Annotated in this window: 17 protein-coding genes; 8 read left to right on the forward strand and 9 right to left on the reverse strand. The window is 28.7% G+C overall.

Annotation, left to right across the window (positions count from 1 at the left end; genetic code table 11):
- Nucleotides 1-15: 15 nt before the first annotated feature.
- Nucleotides 16-1,221 carry a vanadium-dependent haloperoxidase gene (locus JAO71_RS12770; RefSeq protein WP_317193483.1) on the reverse strand — a complete coding sequence of 402 codons (1,206 nt, stop codon included), beginning with the start codon at nucleotides 1,219-1,221 and terminating at the stop codon, nucleotides 16-18.
- Nucleotides 1,222-1,361: 140 nt separating this feature from the next.
- Nucleotides 1,362-4,616 carry a CRTAC1 family protein gene (locus tag JAO71_RS12775; RefSeq protein ID WP_116823915.1) on the reverse strand — a complete coding sequence of 1,085 codons (3,255 nt, stop codon included), beginning with the start codon at nucleotides 4,614-4,616 and terminating at the stop codon, nucleotides 1,362-1,364.
- 58 nt (nucleotides 4,617-4,674) lie between these two features.
- Here JAO71_RS12775 and JAO71_RS12780 point away from each other — a divergent pair, with 58 nt between their 5' ends.
- Complete coding sequence (locus JAO71_RS12780; protein WP_203001160.1) at nucleotides 4,675-6,444, forward strand: MutS-related protein; 1,770 nt, start codon at nucleotides 4,675-4,677, stop codon at nucleotides 6,442-6,444.
- A 139-nt stretch (nucleotides 6,445-6,583) separates the two neighbouring features.
- Here the strand turns inward: JAO71_RS12780 and JAO71_RS12785 are convergent, their stop codons facing one another.
- The 4 genes from JAO71_RS12785 to JAO71_RS12800 form a co-directional block, all read right to left on the reverse strand.
- A complete protein-coding gene (locus JAO71_RS12785) occupies nucleotides 6,584-7,195 on the reverse strand; it encodes a GldM family protein (protein ID WP_203001208.1) in 612 nt (203 codons plus the stop codon).
- A gap of 114 nt (nucleotides 7,196-7,309) precedes the next feature.
- The gene (locus JAO71_RS12790; RefSeq protein ID WP_028608186.1) at nucleotides 7,310-7,606 is read right to left on the reverse strand and encodes a hypothetical protein; all 297 of its coding nucleotides are present in this window, start codon (nucleotides 7,604-7,606) and stop codon (nucleotides 7,310-7,312) included.
- A gap of 15 nt (nucleotides 7,607-7,621) precedes the next feature.
- Nucleotides 7,622-8,257: a hypothetical protein gene (locus JAO71_RS12795; protein WP_203001162.1), complete on the reverse strand. Its 636-nt coding sequence runs from the start codon at nucleotides 8,255-8,257 to the stop codon at nucleotides 7,622-7,624.
- A 319-nt stretch (nucleotides 8,258-8,576) separates the two neighbouring features.
- Nucleotides 8,577-9,470, reverse strand: a complete 894-nt coding sequence (locus JAO71_RS12800) for a thioredoxin family protein (RefSeq protein WP_116823919.1) — start codon at nucleotides 9,468-9,470, stop codon at nucleotides 8,577-8,579.
- A 185-nt stretch (nucleotides 9,471-9,655) separates the two neighbouring features.
- Between JAO71_RS12800 and JAO71_RS12805 the strand changes: the two genes are divergently transcribed.
- The 4 genes from JAO71_RS12805 to JAO71_RS12820 are packed head-to-tail and all read left to right on the forward strand — an operon-like array spanning nucleotide 9,656 to nucleotide 12,720.
- Nucleotides 9,656-10,627 carry a sensor histidine kinase gene (locus tag JAO71_RS12805; RefSeq protein ID WP_236011275.1) on the forward strand — a complete coding sequence of 324 codons (972 nt, stop codon included), beginning with the start codon at nucleotides 9,656-9,658 and terminating at the stop codon, nucleotides 10,625-10,627.
- The gene (locus JAO71_RS12810; RefSeq protein WP_203001164.1) at nucleotides 10,624-11,310 is read left to right on the forward strand and encodes a LytR/AlgR family response regulator transcription factor; all 687 of its coding nucleotides are present in this window, start codon (nucleotides 10,624-10,626) and stop codon (nucleotides 11,308-11,310) included. Before JAO71_RS12805 ends, JAO71_RS12810 begins: the two co-directional genes overlap by 4 nt.
- 57 nt (nucleotides 11,311-11,367) lie before the next feature.
- Nucleotides 11,368-11,937, forward strand: coding sequence for a hypothetical protein (locus tag JAO71_RS12815; RefSeq protein WP_203001166.1), 570 nt, complete (start codon nucleotides 11,368-11,370; stop codon nucleotides 11,935-11,937).
- Between the two features lie 3 nt (nucleotides 11,938-11,940).
- Nucleotides 11,941-12,720, forward strand: coding sequence for a nitrilase family protein (locus JAO71_RS12820; protein WP_203001168.1), 780 nt, complete (start codon nucleotides 11,941-11,943; stop codon nucleotides 12,718-12,720).
- Here JAO71_RS12820 and JAO71_RS12825 read toward each other — a convergent pair.
- Nucleotides 12,707-14,320, reverse strand: coding sequence for an Ig-like domain-containing protein (locus JAO71_RS12825; protein ID WP_203001170.1), 1,614 nt, complete (start codon nucleotides 14,318-14,320; stop codon nucleotides 12,707-12,709). The two genes, JAO71_RS12820 and JAO71_RS12825, sit on opposite strands and share 14 nt — an antisense overlap.
- 57 nt (nucleotides 14,321-14,377) lie before the next feature.
- Nucleotides 14,378-15,064, reverse strand: a complete 687-nt coding sequence (locus tag JAO71_RS12830) for a ComF family protein (RefSeq protein WP_028608193.1) — start codon at nucleotides 15,062-15,064, stop codon at nucleotides 14,378-14,380.
- Nucleotides 15,065-15,280: 216 nt separating this feature from the next.
- On the opposite strand from JAO71_RS12830, the gene JAO71_RS12835 reads away from it, so the two are divergent.
- The 3 genes from JAO71_RS12835 to JAO71_RS12845 all read left to right on the forward strand — a co-directional run bounded on the left by JAO71_RS12835 (nucleotide 15,281) and on the right by JAO71_RS12845 (nucleotide 18,447).
- Nucleotides 15,281-16,186, forward strand: coding sequence for a hypothetical protein (locus JAO71_RS12835; protein ID WP_203001172.1), 906 nt, complete (start codon nucleotides 15,281-15,283; stop codon nucleotides 16,184-16,186).
- Nucleotides 16,187-16,299: 113 nt separating this feature from the next.
- Entirely contained in the window at nucleotides 16,300-16,857 is a 558-nt protein-coding gene (locus JAO71_RS12840) for a class I SAM-dependent methyltransferase (protein ID WP_203001174.1), read from the forward strand.
- Between the two features lie 48 nt (nucleotides 16,858-16,905).
- Complete coding sequence (locus JAO71_RS12845; RefSeq protein WP_054852138.1) at nucleotides 16,906-18,447, forward strand: glycine--tRNA ligase; 1,542 nt, start codon at nucleotides 16,906-16,908, stop codon at nucleotides 18,445-18,447.
- 64 nt (nucleotides 18,448-18,511) lie between these two features.
- On the opposite strand, the gene JAO71_RS12850 is transcribed toward JAO71_RS12845, so the two are convergent.
- Nucleotides 18,512-21,955 carry a hypothetical protein gene (locus JAO71_RS12850; protein WP_203001175.1) on the reverse strand — a complete coding sequence of 1,148 codons (3,444 nt, stop codon included), beginning with the start codon at nucleotides 21,953-21,955 and terminating at the stop codon, nucleotides 18,512-18,514.
- Nucleotides 21,956-22,056: the final 101 nt, after the last annotated feature.

Raw genomic sequence — 22,056 nt, forward strand, 5'->3', positions numbered from 1 at the left:
TTGCAAATAATTTGATTATTTGTTTTTAAATGTAACAGAATTATTTATGTAATGTCCAATTTTTTTACCCTGTTCAAGGCCTAATTTTACAGCAGACATATAGTGAATACCTCCGTAAAACCTGCTTAATGCTGCTTCATTTGCAGCGTCTCTAAATGATGAAAATGTTCTAACTCCTAATCCATAAGGTAATTCTGTAGTATCATCAAACTTAAAATTATCACCAAAAATTTTGGTTAATATTTCAGAGGCTGCACCAGAAACTACAGAGTGACCACTGGTATATTCTGGAAAGGGTGGTGTCTGCAATAATGGTAACCAATTATCGTCTATATAATTATTAATTAAAGTTTCTGGTCGAACTAAATTGCTTCTATATTTTTCATCCCAGCAACTTATAAAAGCATCGTTAATTGCTATGGCTGTTTTCGTGTAAGCATAAATGGTTTTTTCAAAACTGCTATTAGACTCCTTACAAGCTATTTTACATATTCCTATCCAGTGTGCACCTGGTGTTATTTTTTTTTCAGCAAACATAAAATGTCCTTTATTAACAGAAACGTAGGGATTACAATCCCAAAATTTGGCAATATTCAATTTTTCAGAGGTGTTACCTTCTTTTATAATTTTATTTCCAATATTATAAACACCTATTAACTCTTTATAAAAATCACTAGATTTTTCAAAAGATGGTGTTGGTGGCTTTTCAGGCTTAAACTGATCAGCAGATTTCATAATTAATGGTCTGATTTTATTCCAGTGTGGTTCTATTCCAGGCATAAAAGCCGGTGGAGTTGGGACCCAACTAAAAGGGTCTTTTGTTAACACGTTGTGAATAGGCATATTTCTTGTTTCGATGTATTTATCATCATTCATCCATAGTTTTACGTGATTAGCTACTTCTTTTCCAAACATTTTAGCCTCATTAAATTCGTCTTTATTAATGTTAATCCAATTGCTATACAAGCTGTCTTTGTAAGTTATAAGCTTTTGTTTGGAAAAAACTAACTCTTCACTTACTTCCATGTAAGCAATTAATGCTGCTAATTTTTTATTTAAAGTGTTGTTTAACTTTATTTTTGGAAGTGTTTTGAATTCGTTTAATTGCTTAGATAAGGTTTTATAACTTTTATTGTTGTAGCTTAAAACCTCATAAGCTGCTATATTAGGATATACATAAATTCTGCTTGCAACAGGAGGTGAAAATACATCGTGTATCATTATTTTAGTAAGTTGATCCACTGTATTATGTATATGATTTGTTGTTATGTTTATTGATGCTTTTTTTTCTTTACATGAAATAAAAATCAAATTTAACAAAATGATAACTCTAATATGTTTGCGCATAATAATGAAAATATTTATCTAAATGTGTATGTTTTAATAGCTTCATTATTAGTAAGAACAAAAAATAAATTTTTGTTTTTCATTTTAATGACACCGGTTTGTTTTACTTGACCGTTAAATGCATCTATACCATAATTTGATAATTGATTTATTTGATTATCTGTTTCTAAAAACATGCCTTTTAATGCTAAATAGGCGCCATGATATGTCCCTGTTTTGTTAGAATTACCACTTACAACTAATCCCTTTTTGTTATTTATTGTTATTTCTGCAAACGAATTTATTGGAGCTAATTGTAATTGATAATTAAACTCAATAAATGTATTGAAATTACCATTATTATTTTGAATATAACCTGATGATAAAGTTTCAACTTTATAAATTTTTCCTTTTTTCAAAGATTCATATGTTAAAACATCTTCTATCGGTTTAGATGAAAAATCTTTATAGTTTATAAATCTTTTACTTATAATATTCATTTGTGAGGCTAATTCGTCTTTCGAGTTTACTGGATAATAATTATTGTCTTTTTTGTAGGCTAAAACAGTTTCTTTAGTACCATTTGAGTCAAAATCTGAATAGTAAAGTTTTAATGGTGCATCAGATGAGACTTCATTAAAGCGGGTATTTTCACCCCAGTTACCAAGTAATATATCTAAATCCCCATCATCATCAATGTCAAAAGTAGTTATAGATTGCCAAAGTCCATTTAAATGGTTTGGAATGTCTAAGGGTTTTAAATTTCCTTTGTTATTGATATATATTTTTGGAGAATCCCATTCTGAAGCGATAAGTAGATCTTTAATACCATCGTTATTTATATCGCTCCAAGTTGCAGCAGTAGCTTTAATATTTAGGTTGAATTCTTTATCTTTTGAAAAATTACCTTTACCATCATTTATTAAAATATAAGCGCTTGGTTTGTCACCATAACTATTGGGATTAGATAAATTACCTATAAATAAGTCTTGATCTCCATCTTGGTCGTAATCGTAAGCGACTACACTGGAAGTGTTATTAAAGTTATTTGGTATTGTGTTGTTAGATTTTTCAAAACTGTTATTATTGTTAATATATAGACGATCGTTTTCAAAATTCTTTCTTCTGAGTAATTCTATACCAGAACCAACGTATAAGTCTAAATCGGAGTCTCCGTCCGCGTCAAAGAAGGTGGCTACATTATCTTCATACAGTAAATCTTGTTCAATATGAGTAATTTTTTTTTCTTTAAAACTAAAACCATTATTTAAAAAAAGCTTTGCTTTTTTACCAGAAGCATTACCTATAAAAAAATCTTCAAACCCATTGTTGTCTATGTCGGCAATAGCAACAGCTGGTCCCTGAATCGAAACCCTATTTGGTATTAATCTTTCATGAAAGAAATCATCGTAATTATCTTCTGAATGAACAAAATCAAGGATGTTTTCTCTTTTAAAAAAGTTTTTTTCTTTTTTGTTAATGTAAGAATATGGTGTTGTATCAATTTTGTAGTCAACAGTTAGATTGGTGTTTATAGAAACATCATTAATTTTTTGTACTTTGTTATTTGGCCAAATAATGTGTAAAGAGTCAATTACATTTTTTTCTAATCCAAAATGTAACTTCCCTTCTCCAGCAGATAAAAAACCTCTAGTTTTATATAATTGTTTGAACTGTTTTAAGCCATTAGAATATACAATTGCTTTGGTTCCTAATCCCTCTTTATTTGATGGTTTGTAATTAAACTTTATTGATAAATAGTTATTGCTATTATCAGTAGTGTTTTTGAGAATAGTAGCTTTTTCGTTCAAATTGTTTGTTACAATATCTAAATCTCCATCTAAATCTAAGTCTAAGTATATAGCACCATTTGAGAAAGATGGTTTGTCTTCAATCCATTTTCCAGTTTTATCTTCAAAAGACTGGCTATTGCCTTTAAAAATTCTATTTGAAGAAGCTCCGCTGGGCATCTTGTCCAAAGATTTATATAGCCATTTTAAGCTATTATCACTACCATATTGCTTAAAAGTACTAGAAACGTATTTTCTAAAGTCTAGATTGTTTGGGCGCCTTAATATACCATTACTAATAAACAAATCTTGAAACCCATCATTGTCAAAATCAGCAAAAAGGGGACCCCAACTCCAGTCCGTATCTTCTATGTGATTATATGATGCTGTTTCTATAAAGTAAGATCCATTATTATTAATTTGAAGCATATTTCTTGATATTTGATCCTTATAACCAAGTTTTTTAAGCTGTTTTTGCATATTATACATAGCATCATCCCCTTCAGTTTGTTTTATTATAGATTCTTTTTCTGGTAACATATCTAATGTGATAATGTCTAAGAATCCGTCTCCATTAATATCAGCAGAATCACTTCCCATAGAAAATCTACTAATTGTAGAAAATGCTTCGGACATTTTTTCTGTAAAAGTACCATCTTGATTATTTAAGTAATAATAATCATCTTCATGAAAATCATTACAGACATAAATGTCATCCCAACCGTCATTATTAAAATCACCAATAGAAGCACTTAACCCATAGCCATTTGGACCACCAAAAATATTAGAAGTTTCACTTACGTCTATAAATTTTCCATTTGTGTTTTTTAATAATACATCACCTACTAAACCTACTCTTTTTTTTCTATGTGATGCGGGTCCATAAGATAGGTTTGTATGTACAGCGTGATTTACAATATATACGTCTAAATCATCATCCTTATCATAATCAAAAAAATATGATTGAGTAGAATAACCTTTAAAATCTAAACCATAATCTTTAGCTTTTTCTGTAAATGTTCCGTTTCCATTATTAATAAAAAGCTCATTACGTCCTTCGAAATCTAGTATTCCAGATACAGAGCACAAATAAATATCCATAAATCCATCATTATTAATGTCTACCATTGTAGCTCCTGTATTCCAGTCAGAAAGTGATTCGATATTTGCTTTTTTAGTAATGTCTTCAAACTTAAAATTTCCTTTATTAAGGTATAATTTATTCTCACCCTGATTGGATACAAAATACAAATCGGTTAATCCATCATTATTTATATCTCCTGCACAAAGCCCATTTCCATTATAAAAGTAGATGTAATTAATAATACTGTGGTTAGCATCTTCTTTTAATTGATTTGTGAATTTAACACCTGTATTTTCTGGAGACAGTACTTTAAAAAGGTGTTTTTTGGGTGATATATTTTCTTTTATTTGTTTATTGCAACTGAAAATTAAAAAAATTAAAAATAGTATTTTATAAAATATGCACTTATTTAACATTATTATTGCTTATAGTTTATTTAACAAATATATAATATTATTTATTTTCTCATAATTTATGGTAAAATCAAGTGAATTTTATAAAGTTAATATTGAAAATTTAGCTGGTCAAGTTACTGTGCTTCACAAAAAAATGATTAGACTAAGTGTCTCTAGGTTAGTTGTGTTTTTTTTAACCTTTTTATTAATATATTATACATTTAAAGACTGGTTATATTTTACTTTAGTTATAATTTGTGGTGTAACTATTTTTGGATTTATAGTTGCTAACTATACTAAGATTAAAAGATCGTATAAATTAACTGAAGAATTACTTAAGATTAATGAAACCGAATTAAAAATTAATTCTGGAGAGTTTCATGACAGACCACAAGGTTTGAAGTATCAAGATCCATTGCATAATTATGCTTTAGATATTGATTTATTTGGTAAAGGAAGTTTTTTTCAATTTATAAATCGTACTGCGACACAAGAAGGTTCTGATAGTTTAGCTAATAATTTAAAAGCTAATAATATCATGGCTATTAATGGAAGGCAAAATGCTATAAAAGAATTAGCTTCTAAAGCAGATTGGAGACAGAATTTTCAAGCTAATGCTAGTTTAATACAAGTAGAAACTAAAGCAAAAACGATACTTGAGTTTTTAAAATCTCACCAAAGTATATTGCCAAAATTTTTTAAGTTGCTACCCTTAGTAATTTCAGTATTATCAATTTTAATTGTGGGTTTATCTGTTGCAAAAATTATTCCTGCAGCAATCATTGGTTATTGGTTGTTTGTTGGTTTGTTTATTACAGGTCGTTTTCTAAAAAAAGTAAATGTGTTAAGTACAAACACAGATAAGATGAGAGATATCTTTCGTCAATACGCTTCACTTTTAAATGCAATTGAAAATGAAACATTCACATCCAAATTATTAATTGACAAACAGGCTAAAATTCAATTAAAAAATAAAAAGGCTTCACAAATTATTAAAGAGCTTTCAAAAGCAATGGATGCTTTGGATAACAGAAATAATTTAATTTCTGCAATTTTTGGGAATGGCTATTTCTTAACAGATTTAAAACACACTTACACCATCGAAAGATGGCTAGAAAACTATAAAGATAAAGTTGAAGATTGGTTTGAAGTAGTTACTTTTTTTGATGCTTATAACAGTTTAGGTAACTATGCGTTTAATAATCAAGATTATGTTTATCCACAAATTGTTGATAATAATACTGAGACAAGTGTCTTGCAGTTAGGACATCCATTGCTTAAAAGTAACAAACGGGTTGATAATGATTTTAAAATTCAAGATCGACAATTTTTTATTATTACAGGAGCAAATATGGCTGGTAAAAGTACCTTTTTGCGTACCGTTTCTTTACATATTGTAATGGCTAATATTGGTTTGCCTGTTTGTGCAAAAAAATCTATTTACAATCCCGTTAAATTAATTACAAGCATGCGTACTAGCGATAGTTTAACAGATGATAGTAGTTATTTCTTTTCAGAATTAACACGCTTAAAATATATTGTAGATGCGATTAAGCAGGATAATTACTTTATTATTTTAGATGAAATCCTTAAAGGAACAAACAGTACAGACAAAGCTATTGGGTCACGTAAGTTTGTAGAAAAATTAGTGGCTAGTCATGCAACAGGTATTATTGCAACACACGATTTAAGTCTTTGTGAAATTGAAGCACAATTAGAAGAGGTTAAAAACTATTATTTTGATGCTCAAATTATTAATGACGAATTGTATTTTGATTACACTTTTAAAAAAGGAATTTGTCAAAACATGAATGCTAGTTTCTTATTGAAGAAGATGGAGATTGTTTAATTTGAGATGTTTTTATAAAACACAAAAAGAAAAGTAATTTCACTCGAACTAACAATGTGTTACAATAGAAGGATATTGTTTTGTCACTTCGAGTAATTTTTGAGGTACGAGAAAATTGTATCGAGAATGATGAGTTTTTTTACTCTATAATCTTTATAAAAATTGGAGAAGGAGGTTTTATTCTATATCCAGAATTTGATTTTACCTTTAAATCGAAAATAATTACTTTATCTCCAATATTTAATGTTTTTTCTAATTTAATGCTAATATCAGTCGTGATTTGATTACCATCAACTTTAATAGTTTCTGTGTTATTTGCTTTAATTTTAAAACTAGTTACTTTAAAATAGTAAGGATATAAAAAATCATCTAAATCTGATGTTATAAGTGCATTTTTAAATTGATTTTTATTCATTAAAACATCACATTTATTGCCGCATCCAATTTCATTTATTCTTCCAATAAGTTTTCCAATATCCTTTATCCTCAACGTTTTCACATCTGTAATAATTGAACCATCAATCATTTCAGCTTTAATTGTTATATCAACAGTTTTTCCAGAACCAGGAATCATAAGATAATTTCCAATACCTTCTTTTTTACTCAGGCCAACACCAACTGCTTTAATATCTATAGCATTTGGAAATGAAATTTTAATAGGGTTACTAACACCTCTGTAAACAATATTTAAGTTACTGGTCTCTAAAACAGCTTCTAGTTTTGAATTATCAGATACTTTTAAAGCTTCAATTTTAGTTTTTAAAGCTTGATTTCTTTAAGTAATTCTTTTTTACTAAGCCTTGATGTGTTACAACTAAAAAGTAAACTACTTAATATTAATATTATTGAAAGTTTATATTTCATTTTAATGATTTTTCAAATACATAATTATTTCTTTCCATTCTTCATATTTTGTTGATGCAAAATGGTCTTCGTCAATTGGAAGACCTCTAACGTGAAACCATAAAAAAAGAGAATCTTTTTTTGAGAAATCTTTAGATTTATTTTGATGAATTGAATTGGTTGTTGAATGATATAGGTTGTTATTATAAGCGATAGTTTCAGTAGAAGTATTCAATCTATAAACCTTATGTATTAATGAAGGTAGAAAATAGTATCCAAAAATACATAGTACTAGAAAGGTAAACAATTTCTTTTTCATAATTCAAATCTAAATTTAACTAGTCGGAATTACCAAAGCCTCATTAAATATCCATTTTTTAATCAAATCATCGTTTGTAGTAATTTCAGCAAAAACATATAAATTAGATCTATAACATGGTGAGGTTTCAGCCAATTCAATTACTACTCTATTATCGCAATAACTAGAATGTATAAAGTAAATGTCTTTGTCCTTTATTAATACATAGCCAACGTGATTATCTAAACCAACAAAGTGAATACCATCTGTGTAAACAGCGTTTAGTTTTTCTTTTAATTCAGAAAATGTTTTATTGGAGTATGTTTTTAGCTTGTTTTTGGGCTGTAAAGCAATTGCTTCATACAGTCCTGCTTGTTGTGCCATTTTATAACGATTTAGATTAAACCCTAAATGTTTTAAAGTAGTCGATACAAAATAACCACAAGCTATTAAACCATCATTTGGTATGTTTGTGTGACCATTAAAATCCCAAGTAGTACCATACCAATGTGGTATTATATCATTTATTAATTTATAATATAAGTATTTTGAAGCACTATCAATAGCTTTGTTTTTATTGTTAGCATACAAGGTTTTAAAATAGGTTTTAGTGCTTTTTATTTTTGATATTATAGTCTTGTAATCACCTTTAGCCTTAAAATTAATATTCATCTTTACGCTATCAATGCCAGTGTAATAGTCTTCAGTTTTTTTACTTTGTAATTTAGTGTCTTCAGTAGTAATTAATGAGATACTTTCGGTTTTAAGTTTCTTACAACTTATAAAAATTAGAAATAATAATATTAAATGACTGTAATTTTTGATAGTTTAAAGGTGTTGGTTATCAGTGTTATAGCTTTAAAATAGCATTGTTTATTGTAAATAAATAACCTCACAAACTTAATAATTTGTGAGGTGTGAAGTATGGCGAGTTTTAAAGCTATTTAATTGTTTTTTCTAAGATGTGAATAATTTACTTGTTACAATAGACTTATAATTGTTTGGTTTTAATTTTAGCTAGCATTTCAATTGCATTTTTATCATCTGGTTTCAAACTTAAAACCTTATTATAATTTATTTTGGCTTCTTCATAATTACTTGTCAGGTAAAATGCTTCACCTAAACTATCATAAACATTTGGGTTGTATGGAAACATTTTTGTGTTTAAATCAAAAATATATAAAGCTTTAGTATATTGTTTATCTTTTAAATGCCAATAACCTAAAGTGTTTAGCTCTTTGCTTCCTTCTGAGTACTCTGGAAAATAACTCAAAAATTGATTTTCTAAAGTCATCAAATCTTCTATTGGTGTTGTGTTTAGATTATTAAAAGTGATATTAGCAACATAATATTTAGGCAAGTAACGTTTATTGCTTATTATATTATTAATGTCATTTTCAAAAGTTTCAATAGGATGTTCTACAATTCTATTAATTTCTTTTCCGTCTTTGTAAAAAATAATAGTTGGTACACGATGGATGTTATAACCTTTTTCTTCTCCATTTGGTCCTTTTTTATAGCTGTCTTTTGTATTATCTAATGCAAAAACCTCTAATTGTTCCATGTTAAATTCTGCAGACTCTAATACTTTGTAAAAACGCGGTATTTCCTTTTTGCTATCTCCACACCAAGTACCTAAAAACACTTTAATAGTATAATCATTTAACTTTGTTTTAAAAGTTTGTACTAATTTGTCATTGACTATGTAATTGTCATAATTACTATTAAACCATGTTTTATAACCTTCTTTTTGGAGTCCCTTTTTATTAATTTCACCTAATAATTTAGGTTGTCCTTTAGCGTCTAATACTTCATGGTTTAAATTTTGAGCATTTAAAATTAAAGAACAAAAAAGAAGGAGTGTTGTAGTTAAAATAGATTTCATAATATTGATTTTAAGATTGTTTAGAGTTAAAATTATATTGATAATTTTAAGAGTTCTAATTTTTTTAACCAACAACCATTTTAAAAGTATAAACAGCAAAAAAATGTTGTTTGTATAGCTTTTAAGGGCTTTTATACTTTGTTTTTTGATGGTTTTAGCTTTTTGGTTTATTTTGATGATTAATTATGATAGACCTTAAAAAACATACATCACAAATACTGGTTCACATTCTTGGTTGGATGGTATTTATCTTTGTGTCATTATATATCTTTTCTAGATATTATTGGGCCGAAAACCCGTTTTTACAATATTTGTCCATTTTAGGAGTCATTGTATATACAAACCATTTTATATTATTACCTTATTTTGTAAAACGAAAATGGTACGCCTTTTATGGATTGTTATTTATAGCAATTTCGTTTTTTGCAACACAATTATATTGCAATGCTTTTGCACAATGTGGTTGTTCTATAATGAAATGTTTAAGCGACTACCTTTGGCAAACGTTGGTTCCGTTAATTTTTTTCTCATTTATATGGATGTTATTTCGTTTTTTAGACGAAAAAAATCAAAAAGAAATTTTAGAGAAACAACATGTTGAAATGGAATTGAAGTTTTTGAAATCTCAAATCAACCCTCATGTTTTGTTTAATAATTTAAATACAATTTATTCGTATTCAATTGAAAAACCAGACCAAACACCAGAACTAATTTTGATGTTATCAGACAATTTAAAACATGTGTTGTATGAAAGTAATTCTGAATATGTAGATTTAGAAAAAGAGTTGCAGTTTTTAGATAACTATATTAAATTTCAGAAAATTAGAACCGAAGGTATAAAGCAAATAAAATATCATACAACTATTGAAAATATAAACAGTAAAATTGCTCCTTTATTGTTAATTACCATTATTGAAAATGCTTTTAAACATAGTGTAGTTAATAGTAATATTGATGTAAGTATTACCCAAAAAGATAAACAATTAATTTGTGTTTGTACTAATGCTTTTAAAAGTAAATTATCAAATCAAAATCAAGCTAAAATAGGATTAAACAATCTTAAAAAAAGACTGTTGCTATTATACCCAAATAAACATCAACTGTCAATAACAAGTACACAGCAATTTGTTGTTACTTTAAAATTAGATTTATCATGACTTGTATAATTATTGAAGATGAAATACCTGCACAAAATTTACTAAAAAATTATATAAGTAAATTACCAGATATAAACTTAATAGCTACATTTCAAACAGCTACACAAGCTCATGATTTTTTTAAAAATCAGACTACAGATCTAGTCTTTTTAGATATTAATTTACCTGATATTTCTGGTTTAGATTTTATTAAAACCATTAAAAGTCCACCAGCTATAATAATGACTACAGCTTATTCTGAATATGCTGTTAGTAGTTTTGAACTAGATACTATTGTAGATTATTTGGTTAAACCTTACAGTTTTGATCGCTTTTTAAAAGCTATTCAAAAAGCAGCAATCAGAAGTAGTAGCTTTAATACTCAAGAACAGGAGGATTTAATGTTTTTAAATGTAGATAAAACGCTCCATAAAATTGTTTTTGAAGATGTTTTATATCTAGAATCCGATCGTAATTATATTACTGTAATAACAAAAACACAAAAATTATCTTATATAGATTCACTTAAAAACTGGATACAAAAATTACCAGAACAAGATTTTATTCAAATTCATAAATCATTCATTATCAATACTAAATATGTTGATAAAATTTCTGGAAACGAAGTGTTTATAAACACACAACGCTTACCAATTGGTCGTACATTTAAACCAGAGTTACTTAAAAAATTAAGAATTGTTTAATTTGGACTAATCTTTGAGTAATTATAAATGTATATTTAATTTTAAATAAATTTTTAGATGAAATCAAAACAAATCTTATTCTCGTTAGCATTTTTAATTACAGCTAGCGTTACCATTGCTCAAGAAGTCAATCATGATAACCAAGTTTATGTTGTCAAAAACAAAAAAATAACCTTAAATGGTGAAGATGTTTCAAATACTTTGACAGAAGCTCAAACTACACAAATTTTAGATTTAGCTAAGGTTAAAAATAACGAAATTAAAGCGGTTAAGTTAGCAGAAAAAGAAGCTAAGCGAAAAGAGAAACAAGCTAAAGCTGAAGCTAAAGAGCTTAAGGCACAAGAAAAAGAGAGAAAAGCAGCCGAAAAGGAACGTAAAAAGGCGGAAAAAGCTAGGGAAAAGGCAGAAAAGGAGCAGAAAAAAGCTGAAAAAGCAATAGCTAAAAAAGAAAGTGCGAAAAAGGCTTTAGAAAAAGCAAATGACAAGTTTGAAAAAGAGACTAAAAAATTTAAGAAACTTGATGCTAAAGGTAAATTGTCTCCAAATGATAAAATTAAGTGGGAAAGTAAGTTAGAAAAATTACAGGAAAAAATTAATAAAGCAGAACAACGTTTAAATAAATTATAAACTGTGGAAGGCCTTTTAAATGTAGCAATAATTCAGTCTGATTTGGTATGGCACAATCCTGATCAAAACAGACTAAATTTTGAAAGTAAAATTGAAAGTTTAACCAATAATGTGGATTTAATTGTATTACCAGAAATGTTTACTTCTGGTTTTACAATGTCTGCTGCTACTGTTGCAGAAACTATGGATGGAGCAACCATACAATGGATGCTAAATTTAGCAAAAAGTAAGCAGGCAGCAATTGTAGGTAGTTTGGTTATAACCCAAAACGATAAGTTTTATAATAGATTAGTTTTTGTACATCCTGATCAAACTCTAGAGCATTATGATAAACGACATACTTTTACCTTAGCAGGAGAGGACAAAGTATATACTAAAGGACAGCAACAATTAATTGTAAATTATAAAGGTTTTAAAATAAAACCGTTGGTTTGTTATGACTTACGCTTTCCTGTTTGGGCTAGATTACAAGACGATTATGATGTCTTGTTATATGTTGCTAATTGGCCTGAAAAACGCATAAAGGCATGGGATACTTTGTTACAAGCAAGAGCTATTGAAAATATGAGTTATTGTATTGGTGTTAATAGAGTGGGTTTAGATGCAAATAATTATAACTATCCAGGACATTCAGCAGCTTATACAGCGTTAGGTGATTTACTAACTAATTTACCAAACAATAAAGGAGGAGTGCAACAAATAGTGTTAACTAAATCACATATTACTGTGACCAGAGATAAGCTAAAATTTTTAGATGATAAAGATACTTTTAGTCTAAAGTAAAATCAACAATAACTTCCCATCCTGATCTAATTTCTGCTACTTTTTTACTGTAGCTAACACGTTCTGCTTGTCTGTTTTGTAAAAAGCTACCAGGATCAAAAACACCATTTTTATTACTATCAAAAATGACTCTTAAATAGTATTCGCCTGGTTTAAGAAAGAAAAAATCTAAAGGTCGTGCTTCAGTAGTGTATTGTTCATACTTTACTTCTCCTTTTTTATCTACAAACTGAACTATTAATGGGTATTCAGCATTTTTAATAATCACTCTAGCACTACCTAAACTTGCTTCTTTTTCAGTTCTTAATGTGTAATTTAAAGTATCATTAGTCGCTTCAAAAAAATCAGTTATGGTATTTGGTAATAACTGTACTTTATAACCATGATCTTGTGTTTTTTCAAACTGTAATTCTACAGTGTTTTGTAAGGTGTCAAGCTTACTAGTAAAAGCAATGTTTACAGAGTCTTTGTCAATAATCTTAATTTGTTTTTCATCAAATTTAGTAATTGGTATATTGGACCATAATTTTAATGGATCATACATGCCAATAGTGCTAGTTGGACTTGATTTTACTAGTAATGAATCTTTTTTATTGTCCTTAATTCTAACAGTAAAAGTGTCTATGATTTTACGATTTGTTACCTTAAATACTAACGAGTCTACTTCTAGTTTAGGTTTGTAATAGTAGTTTAAACTATCGGTTTCCTGATCTTTAATATATTTATATTCAAAGTCTTCAGGGACATTGGATAGTATATCAATTTTCATTTTTTTGTAATCCTTCCCTTGAAAACCAAATGCTATTTTTTCACCAGAAATTAGCCTAGCATTTTCAGCTTTATAGTCTAAATTTTCTTTAAACAGTTTTAGTTTGTAAAAAGGGGTTGTGTCATTTGATACAGTAATAAAATCTTCATAAAATCCAATTTTATCACTTTTTTGTTCAAAAGTAATATTACTATTATTGTCTTTTATTGCAACCAACTTGTATTTTCCAGCTTTTAAGTTTTCTAATTTAAAATTAGTGGTACTGTCCAGTGTGTTGGTTATATATTTTGGGTTTTCTTTATAAACAATGCTGTCTGTGTAGGTTGTGTCAGCTTCATATAAATTAACAGATATAAATGGGTCTGTTTCTCTTTCTAAAGCATCCATTACACTTCCTTTAACTGATAGTGAATCTATGTAATCTCCTGTTGAGAATACATATCTATAATAAGGATATGGATTTCCTTCATTATTATCTACAATACTATTTCCAAAATTTATAGCAAATGTTGTGTTTGGAGGTAGTGTATCAAAAATCTTGATTTTTATATACTTACTTGCAGTACCTAGAGGTGTGATTTCTGGTTTGGTTTTCATTGGAGGAGATATAACAAGTTGTTTTGTTAAGTCTTTAGTTTTAACATATTCGTTAAAATATATCCTGATTTCATTGCTTTTAAAATTTTTAGAAAAGTTTGGCGGCGTAGAGTATTCAATCTCAGGAGGAGTAATATCCTTCTCGCCTCCAGAAATGGTTCCTCTGTTAGCACAATTAATAAATGTAAGTGCTAAAACACTATAAAAACAAAAATTTAAAAGACGATTTTGCATATAATTTTTAATGAAGTTACAAATTAACAACATATTTATGTTTTAACGAAAAATGCTTTAAGCTATTGCCATAGTTGCAATACTAATTTTAATGTTTTCGGCTTTATTTAATTCTATAATACAGGCTTCTAAAGTGTTTCCTGTGGTAATTACATCGTCAACTAAAAGAATATGTTTGTTTTGTAATAGTTGTGGTTTGGTAATAGCAAAAGCTTCGTTGTTTAATTGCCAACGTTCTAATCTGCTTTTTGTAGCTTGAGATTGATTGCTATTTGTTATCTTAATTAATAATTGGTCGTTAAATTCAGCTTTTAAAGCTTTAGCAATATTTTGACCAAATTTAGTAACTTGATTATAGCCTCTTTTTTTTAGTTTTTTAGGATGTAATGGTACTGGTATTACTAAATCAATATTGTTTTTGTAAAGCTGGTTTGATTTTAATTCTTCGCCAAGCCATAGCCCAAAAAAATTACTAACTTCTTCATTTTTACCATATTTTAGTTGGTGTAACAGTTGCTGTACGATACCTTTTTTTTCAAATCTTAGCAACGCAGTAGCAGCTTCTATTTTTGCACGACCATAAAACACCTTTTTAACAAAAGGGTTGTTATCCAAATGAAAATTTGTTGTTGGTAAACGATGTCTACAGTCTACACATATGAAATGTTCGTTGTCTGATAATTGGTTTTTGCAGGCTGAACAGACCTGAGGGAAAAATAAATCCAATAAAGCATTCTTATTCATAAAATACTATTTTTTAGATTTAATAATTGTTAAATCTGTGTAAAATTTATGTAAATTAACCTGTTTATTTGCATTAAATATTGTTTTGACAGTGTTTTTATTCAAGTTATCGAAAAAATATTAGTTATACAGATATTAAAAATATTTTTGCTTTGTTAAATTTTCCCAAATTGATTGAACACCTAATTAATAGGTGTTTTAGTAACTAACAGATATATGATAATTTTCCCTCATACCTACCATTATAGGTTAATCATTGGTTCGCTATTTGTCGCCTTCATTGCATTAGGTGTTTATAGTTACGTAAGTGTCTCTAAGTTAGATGAATATAATAGTTATGTCTCTCAAGAAAAAAAATTGTTAGAAAACGAATTATCAGAAATGATAATACGTTATGAAAATATTAGAACCGAAGACGAAATTTTAAACGAAAGATTAACCCAATCTAAGGTCAGAATCATTCGTATATTAGACTCGGTTAAAGCTGTTGCTCCAAGTGCATCATTATTATCTTACTATAGAGCAGAAATTAAAGATTTACAGCATGAAAAAGATGAGGTTTTAGACTTGTTAGCCAAATCTCAAGAAGAAAATAAACGCTTACAATTAGCCGCATTGGAAGCTAAATTAAATTTTCAATCTATAAAAAACACAACCAAAAATTTAAAAGTAAAAAATAAAGATTTAGCAGTAGTTAATACAGCGTTGTCAAACAAAATTGATAATGCTAGCTTTTTAGAAATAGAACAATTAGAGGCTCAGGCTGTAAAGCGAATTACAAAAAAACGTATTGTTAGTACTGAAAAATATAAAAAAGCAAATAAACTACATGTTGCATTTACAGTATCTAAAAACAAATTTGTGGATGAAGGAGATAAATATTTATACCTGCAAATATTAAGTCCTAGTAATAATATAGTTGCAGATGAAGGTTCTGTTAATTTTGGTAAAGAGTCTTTAATATATACAAAAAAAATAAAAGTAGCCTATAATAAAGAAGACGTTGAAGTTGAAACTATAGTTACCACAGACGAAGATCAACCCTTTACTAAAGGTATTTATTTTGTTAATGTATTTAATGATAACAAAAGGTTAGGTAGCACTTCTATAACATTAAAATAAAGTTAAAAAATGATTCTGTTTTAACAAAATAATTTTAAAGGGTATAATTTTACTAGTAAGCGATTAAATAATTATCTTATATTCGTTAAAAATTTTACTAAACCACTCTTTTTTTGAACAAAATCAATTTTTTAAAAGAATCAATCAAAAGTTTAAAAACTTCAGGAACATTATTTCCTAGTTCAAGATTTTTAGCTTCAAAATTGCTTAGTGCAATTGATTTTGAAAACGCAAAGCTAATAGTAGAGTTTGGTCCAGGTAATGGTATTATAACCAAACAGATTTTACAGCGCTTAAATCCTAACGCAAAACTAATTACATTTGAAATTAATGATAAGTTTTATAATGCGTTATTAAAAATTGATGATCCAAGACTTATTGTTACTAATCAATCTGCAGATCAAGTCATGGATGTAATCAAGCAATATGGTTTTGATAATACAGATTACATAGTGTCTAGCTTACCATTAACCAATATACCTAAGCCAATAACCAATTCTATTTTAAACAGTGCCTATGCTTGTTTAAAACCACAAGGTTATTTCTTCCAGTTTCAATATAGCTTAACATATTACAATACTTTAAAGCAAATATTTAATTGTAAAGTCCATTTAGGTTTTGAGGCTTTAAACCTTCCTCCAGCTTTTGTTTACACTTGTCAAAAAGACTAATCATTTTTTGGTTGTACACTTTTATTTATCGTTTATCTTTGTACTATTATGGCAAACAACGACGATCAATTTAAAAAAGTAATCTCTCATGCAAAAGAGTATGGTTACGTATTCCAAAGTAGTGAGATCTACGACGGACTTAGTGCAGTATACGACTACGCTCAAAACGGAGCAGAATTAAAGAAAAATATACGCGACTATTGGTGGAAAGCAATGGTGCAAATGAATGATAACATTGTTGGTATTGATGCAGCAATATTTATGCATCCAACCACATGGAAAGCATCAGGTCACGTAGATGCTTTTAGTGATCCTTTAATAGATAATAAAGATTCTAAAAAAAGGTACAGAGCAGATGTTTTAGTCGAAGATTATTGTGCTAAAATTGAAACCAAAATTGAAAAGGAAGTTAAAAAAGCTGAAAAACGTTTTGGCGAAGCTTTTAATAAAGAAGAATTTTTAGCAACAAATGGTCGTGTTTTAGGTTATCAAGAAAAAATTGATACTATTTTAAAACGATTAGGAAAATCTCTTGAAGCTGAAGATTTAGCAGATGTTAAAGCATTAATTGAAGAGTTAGAAATAGCTTGTCCTTTAAGCGGAAGCAGAAACTGGACAGATGTTAAGCAATTTAACCTAATGTTTGGTACAAAATTAGGTGCATCTGCCGAAACTGCAATGGACTTGTATTTACGTCCAGAGACAGCTCAAGGTATATTTGTTAATTTTTTAAATGTTCAAAAAACAGGACGAATGAAAATTCCGTTTGGTATAGCGCAAACAGGAAAAGCCTTTAGAAATGAGATTGTTGCAAGACAATTTATTTTTAGAATGCGTGAGTTTGAGCAAATGGAAATGCAATTTTTTATTAAACCAGGCACACAAAAAGAATGGTTTGATTACTGGAAAGAAACAAGACTAAAATGGCATAAATCACTTGGTTTAGGAGAAGAAAACTACCGTTTTCATGATCATGAAAAATTAGCACATTACGCTGATGCAGCAACTGATATCGAGTTTAAATTCCCGTTTGGTTTTAAAGAGTTAGAAGGTATTCACTCGCGTACAGATTTTGATTTAAAACAACACGAGGAGTTTTCTGGTAAAAAACTACAGTATTTTGATCACGAAGAAAAAGCAAGCTATACACCATACGTTTTAGAAACCTCAATTGGTTTAGATCGTATGTTTTTAGCTGTATTTTCAAAAGCTTTAGTTGAAGAAGAGTTAGAAAACAATACAACAAGAACAGTACTTAAATTACCAGCAGTTTTAGCACCTGTAAAAGCAGCTATTTTTCCTTTAGTAAAAAAGGATGGATTGCCAGAAGTAGCTAAACAAATTGTTGAAGATTTAAAATGGGATTTTAATGTGTTTTATGACGAGAAAGATGCGGTAGGTAAACGTTATAGACGTCAAGATGCAAACGGAACACCATTTTGCATTACTGTTGATCATGATACTTTAGAAGACAACACAGTTACCATTCGTCACAGAGATACAATGGATCAAAAACGTGTTAAAATTGAAGAACTTCGTGATATAATTAAAAAGGAAGTAGACGTTAAAGAGTGGTTAATGAAAATGTAATTAACGCTTTAAATATTTTATATAAAACGCTCAACTATTCAGTTGGGCGTTTTTTTTGTAGTTTTTAAAAATAGGCTTTTAGTTGTACATTTCCAGTGTGTATTGTAGTACTAGTTTCTGTTTTACGACCAAAATAAGTCAAATTTAAATCTAAAAATTTGGTTAGTTTTTTTTGTGCTAATAGTGACCAAGTAAAGTTTTTTCCTGGTTGTAAGCCTTCTAACATTTGGTAGGCCACAGGGCTGTTTGCGTTTCCATCAAAAGCGTTATTAAAAACATTAAACTCTCCAGAAACAGCTCCTATTTGTGCATTATTTTTTGGAGAAAAAGCAAAGGATAATCCGTATTTGTTCTGATCTAAAATTTCTAAGTTATTAATAGTGTTTTCTTTATTTGTTATCTGGTAAAACACATCAAACTGTACGTTATCATTAAGTAAATAAGATAATTTAGGATTAAAGCGTTTGGTGTCTATATCAAAGTTTTTACTGCTAAAATTTTCGCTATTGCTAAACTGTTCTTCTAAAGCAGAGGTTACAGTGACTAACCAGCTATTTTTGATTTTATGTATAAAATTAATTTGATGGCTTTTTAAGTTGTTTTCTATAAATCCAAAACTTAATGTGTTTTCGCTACTGTTCCATAAATACGTGTAAGATGTTGTATAGCGTTGCTTACCACGATTAAAAAATAATACATTTCTAAAATTTAAAGTTAATCCTAATTGGTTGTCTTTGTCTGCACTAAAAGGGTTTAAATCAAAATCAGCATTAGTTTTTTGTATTTTTCTATCAATTAAATAACTGGACTGATTATAAAACTTAGAAAAAAAATGTTTGGTCTTGTGCTCTGTATTGACCCAATTAATTGGGTTTAAAGTCAAGGTCTGGCTTAGTCTATTTTGATGTGTTTTAATATAGACTTGATTGGGTAATAAAACTCGAATATAATCTCCTTGATCTTGGAATTGAGCAATTTCAAATTCTTCAAGCTCCTGAATACCATTTTGGTTATAATCAATCCAAGTGTACGCACCTTGTCCAGATTCTACCTGTACATAGGTAAAGTCTTGTTGTGGTAATGTCCCTGAGTTGGTTTCAAAAGCAGTATTCCAAAGTATTCCGTTTTTTAAAAAACGTTGACTAAATAATAATCTGGAGTTTAATGAGTTTTCATTGTCCTGGTCTTCATCTTCATTTTTTAAAGTTCTGTAATTGACATATAAAGACAAATTGGTTTTTTTGTTTTTAATTAATCTAGAGTCTAAATAATAGGTATTAGAGCTATTGACTCGATCTAGGTTTCCATTTCGTAAGCTATCATTAACACGATATTTATATCCAACTTCAGCATAAATATTTGTACTGTCTCCAATTCCTGTAAAAGCTTCGTAAGCAGTAAAACGCTGAGTCAGATCTGTAAATGCTTTAGTTTCATTAATACGTTCTTTATTTTCTTCAGCCGAAAAACCAACACCAATCCATTGTTTATCTAAATCATAAATACTACGATTATAGGTCCTGAAAAATTGTGAGGAGTTTTGGCTTCCTTTAGCTTTTAATATATTACTATTAGTTGATAATTGTAATTTACCAATATTAATATTAGCATTTATATTGTGCTTGCTTCCAGAAAAATTTTCAGAATAATTTAAGTGCTGAAAACTATAGTTTGCGTAACCTTTTTTAAAATGAAAACTTTTCAGGCCAACCGATACTAAGGCTTGATTACCAAGATTAGTATTTAATAGTTCAGAATTGGTTTGACTTAAATTCCAATCGCGATTAAATTCAGGTTCGTATAGACGTTGTATGGTTTTAAAATCTTGCTGTATATAATCTGTGTCTAAAACTGCAGCTAAGCTCCATGTACTATCATTTTTAATAAGATTTTGCTCAACTTTTAATTTACCAGCAAATCCATTATTATTGTTATCGTCAAGTTCTGAAAATAAATTTAGGTCGTTTTTACTACCTGCAATTTCAAAACCAATTTTTGTTTTATTTGATGGTTGATACACACCATTTACAGTAGCTATTTGTAATAAGGTTGGCGCAGCAAGTTGTACAATTGGTGCGTAATTTCCTTGAGGTACACCTGCAATTGGTTGCACATATTGATAAATATTATTAATAGCATTGCTAGAAGTTATAATATAATCACCTTGATTATCTCCAACCAACGTAAAGGTGACTCCAAACAATGTGTCATCTGGATTGTTTGAAAACACATAAACGTCTTGTCCATTAACATTCTCTTTTTTATATAAAATTCTGTTTTCGTTATACGTTTCTGGGACTTCTGATGAGGCAACCATAAGTTGATTATCATCTCCTGCAGTATTTAATATAGAAACTTGTTCTTCAGATAAATTTTGTTGAAGCGGATTGTTTTTAGAGTCACTTTCAGAGTATACAGAAGCGCTAATATTTAATTTTTCACTGTTATGACTACCTCCTGCAAAAGCTACTATTCTAGAATAATCACGTTCCGAGTACTGAAAATCTACACTAATTCTCATCTCTGATGTTACAGGATAAGTGGCATTAAAAATAATTTCGCCAGCATTATAATCTATGATGTAGTCTTCGTTTTCACCACGTTTTAAAGCGACACCATTTACATATACAGTTTCACTGCCTGAAACAATAAGTACAAATAATTCGCCATTTGGTCCTTGTAGTTTATAAGGACCTTGATCTCCTTCTTGAGCAGTAAATTGGTAATTACTAAATTGTCCTCTAACTAATGCACCAGAAGCAAAAACATTGGTCTGTTGACTTTCGTCACCAAAATTAGCTTTAACCTGTAACCCTTGTACACGTTTACTAAAAGAAGCAAAGTAGGATTGCTCATTAATTAGGTCTATATCTCCTGCACGAATAGACCATTGGTCAGAGAATAATTCTAAAAAAACTTGATCAAACTCGTCCAAACGTTGTGAATAGCCACTTTCTTGTAATGGTATATTGGCATCTTGTATGCTTGCTCTAAGAGATACTTTGTCGTTTAGTTTACCAGTTATCTGTAAGTCAAGCTCGCTATTTAAAACCGAGTTTTGATTGTTTCCAATTGTAACACCACGACTAATACTTCCTGAAGTTGTTAAGCCATCAAAAGGTGTGTAAGTTTGTTTGTTATTTGGTTGTCTTAACTGTATTATCTTGCTAAGATTATCTGTGTTTTCAACAATGATACTTTTATCAAATTGTTTATAGGTTTTTGTTATAAACTCAGGATAATTCTGGTAGCTAATTATGACGCTATCACTTTCTATTGGTTTTAAAAAAGTAAGTGTAGATTTTGCGTAATCTACCTTATAGTAAGAGGAGTTTATTGTGTTTCCTGATTTGGTTTCAACTTTAAAACCATTTTGTTTTATGCTAACATTATCAATTTGTATACTAATGTTTGTAGCAACTGTCTTTCGGTTTGACCCATTAGCTTGTTCTTGCGCAAACGCAAAAATTCCGAAGAAAAACAAAAAACAGGTTAAAGTTAGTTTCATCTACAAGTATAACACCATAATTACTATATTATTTTGTTAATATTTTTTCAGTAAAAACAGAGTGATTTATCTTGTAAAAGTAAACCATTATTTAATTTAGC

The organism is Olleya sediminilitoris (genome assembly GCF_016785945.1).
Classification (GTDB): Bacteria; Bacteroidota; Bacteroidia; order Flavobacteriales; family Flavobacteriaceae; genus Olleya; species Olleya sediminilitoris.

What these genes read in the sequence shown, in the direction of transcription:
- JAO71_RS12805 (WP_236011275.1), top strand. Translation starts at nt 9,656, where the DNA reads ATGATAGACCTTAAAAAACATACATCACAAATACTGGTTCACATTCTT.
- JAO71_RS12830 (WP_028608193.1), bottom strand. Translation starts at nt 15,064, where the DNA reads ATGAATAAGAATGCTTTATTGGATTTATTTTTCCCTCAGGTCTGTTCA.
- JAO71_RS12815 (WP_203001166.1), top strand. Translation starts at nt 11,368, where the DNA reads ATGAAATCAAAACAAATCTTATTCTCGTTAGCATTTTTAATTACAGCT.
- JAO71_RS12825 (WP_203001170.1), bottom strand. Translation starts at nt 14,320, where the DNA reads ATGCAAAATCGTCTTTTAAATTTTTGTTTTTATAGTGTTTTAGCACTT.
- JAO71_RS12795 (WP_203001162.1), bottom strand. Translation starts at nt 8,257, where the DNA reads ATGAATATTAATTTTAAGGCTAAAGGTGATTACAAGACTATAATATCA.
- JAO71_RS12835 (WP_203001172.1), top strand. Translation starts at nt 15,281, where the DNA reads ATGATAATTTTCCCTCATACCTACCATTATAGGTTAATCATTGGTTCG.
- JAO71_RS12810 (WP_203001164.1), top strand. Translation starts at nt 10,624, where the DNA reads ATGACTTGTATAATTATTGAAGATGAAATACCTGCACAAAATTTACTA.
- JAO71_RS12790 (WP_028608186.1), bottom strand. Translation starts at nt 7,606, where the DNA reads ATGAAAAAGAAATTGTTTACCTTTCTAGTACTATGTATTTTTGGATAC.
- JAO71_RS12850 (WP_203001175.1), bottom strand. Translation starts at nt 21,955, where the DNA reads ATGAAACTAACTTTAACCTGTTTTTTGTTTTTCTTCGGAATTTTTGCG.
- JAO71_RS12770 (WP_317193483.1), bottom strand. Translation starts at nt 1,221, where the DNA reads ATGATACACGATGTATTTTCACCTCCTGTTGCAAGCAGAATTTATGTA.
- JAO71_RS12845 (WP_054852138.1), top strand. Translation starts at nt 16,906, where the DNA reads ATGGCAAACAACGACGATCAATTTAAAAAAGTAATCTCTCATGCAAAA.
- JAO71_RS12780 (WP_203001160.1), top strand. Translation starts at nt 4,675, where the DNA reads ATGGTAAAATCAAGTGAATTTTATAAAGTTAATATTGAAAATTTAGCT.
- JAO71_RS12775 (WP_116823915.1), bottom strand. Translation starts at nt 4,616, where the DNA reads ATGTTAAATAAGTGCATATTTTATAAAATACTATTTTTAATTTTTTTA.
- JAO71_RS12800 (WP_116823919.1), bottom strand. Translation starts at nt 9,470, where the DNA reads ATGAAATCTATTTTAACTACAACACTCCTTCTTTTTTGTTCTTTAATT.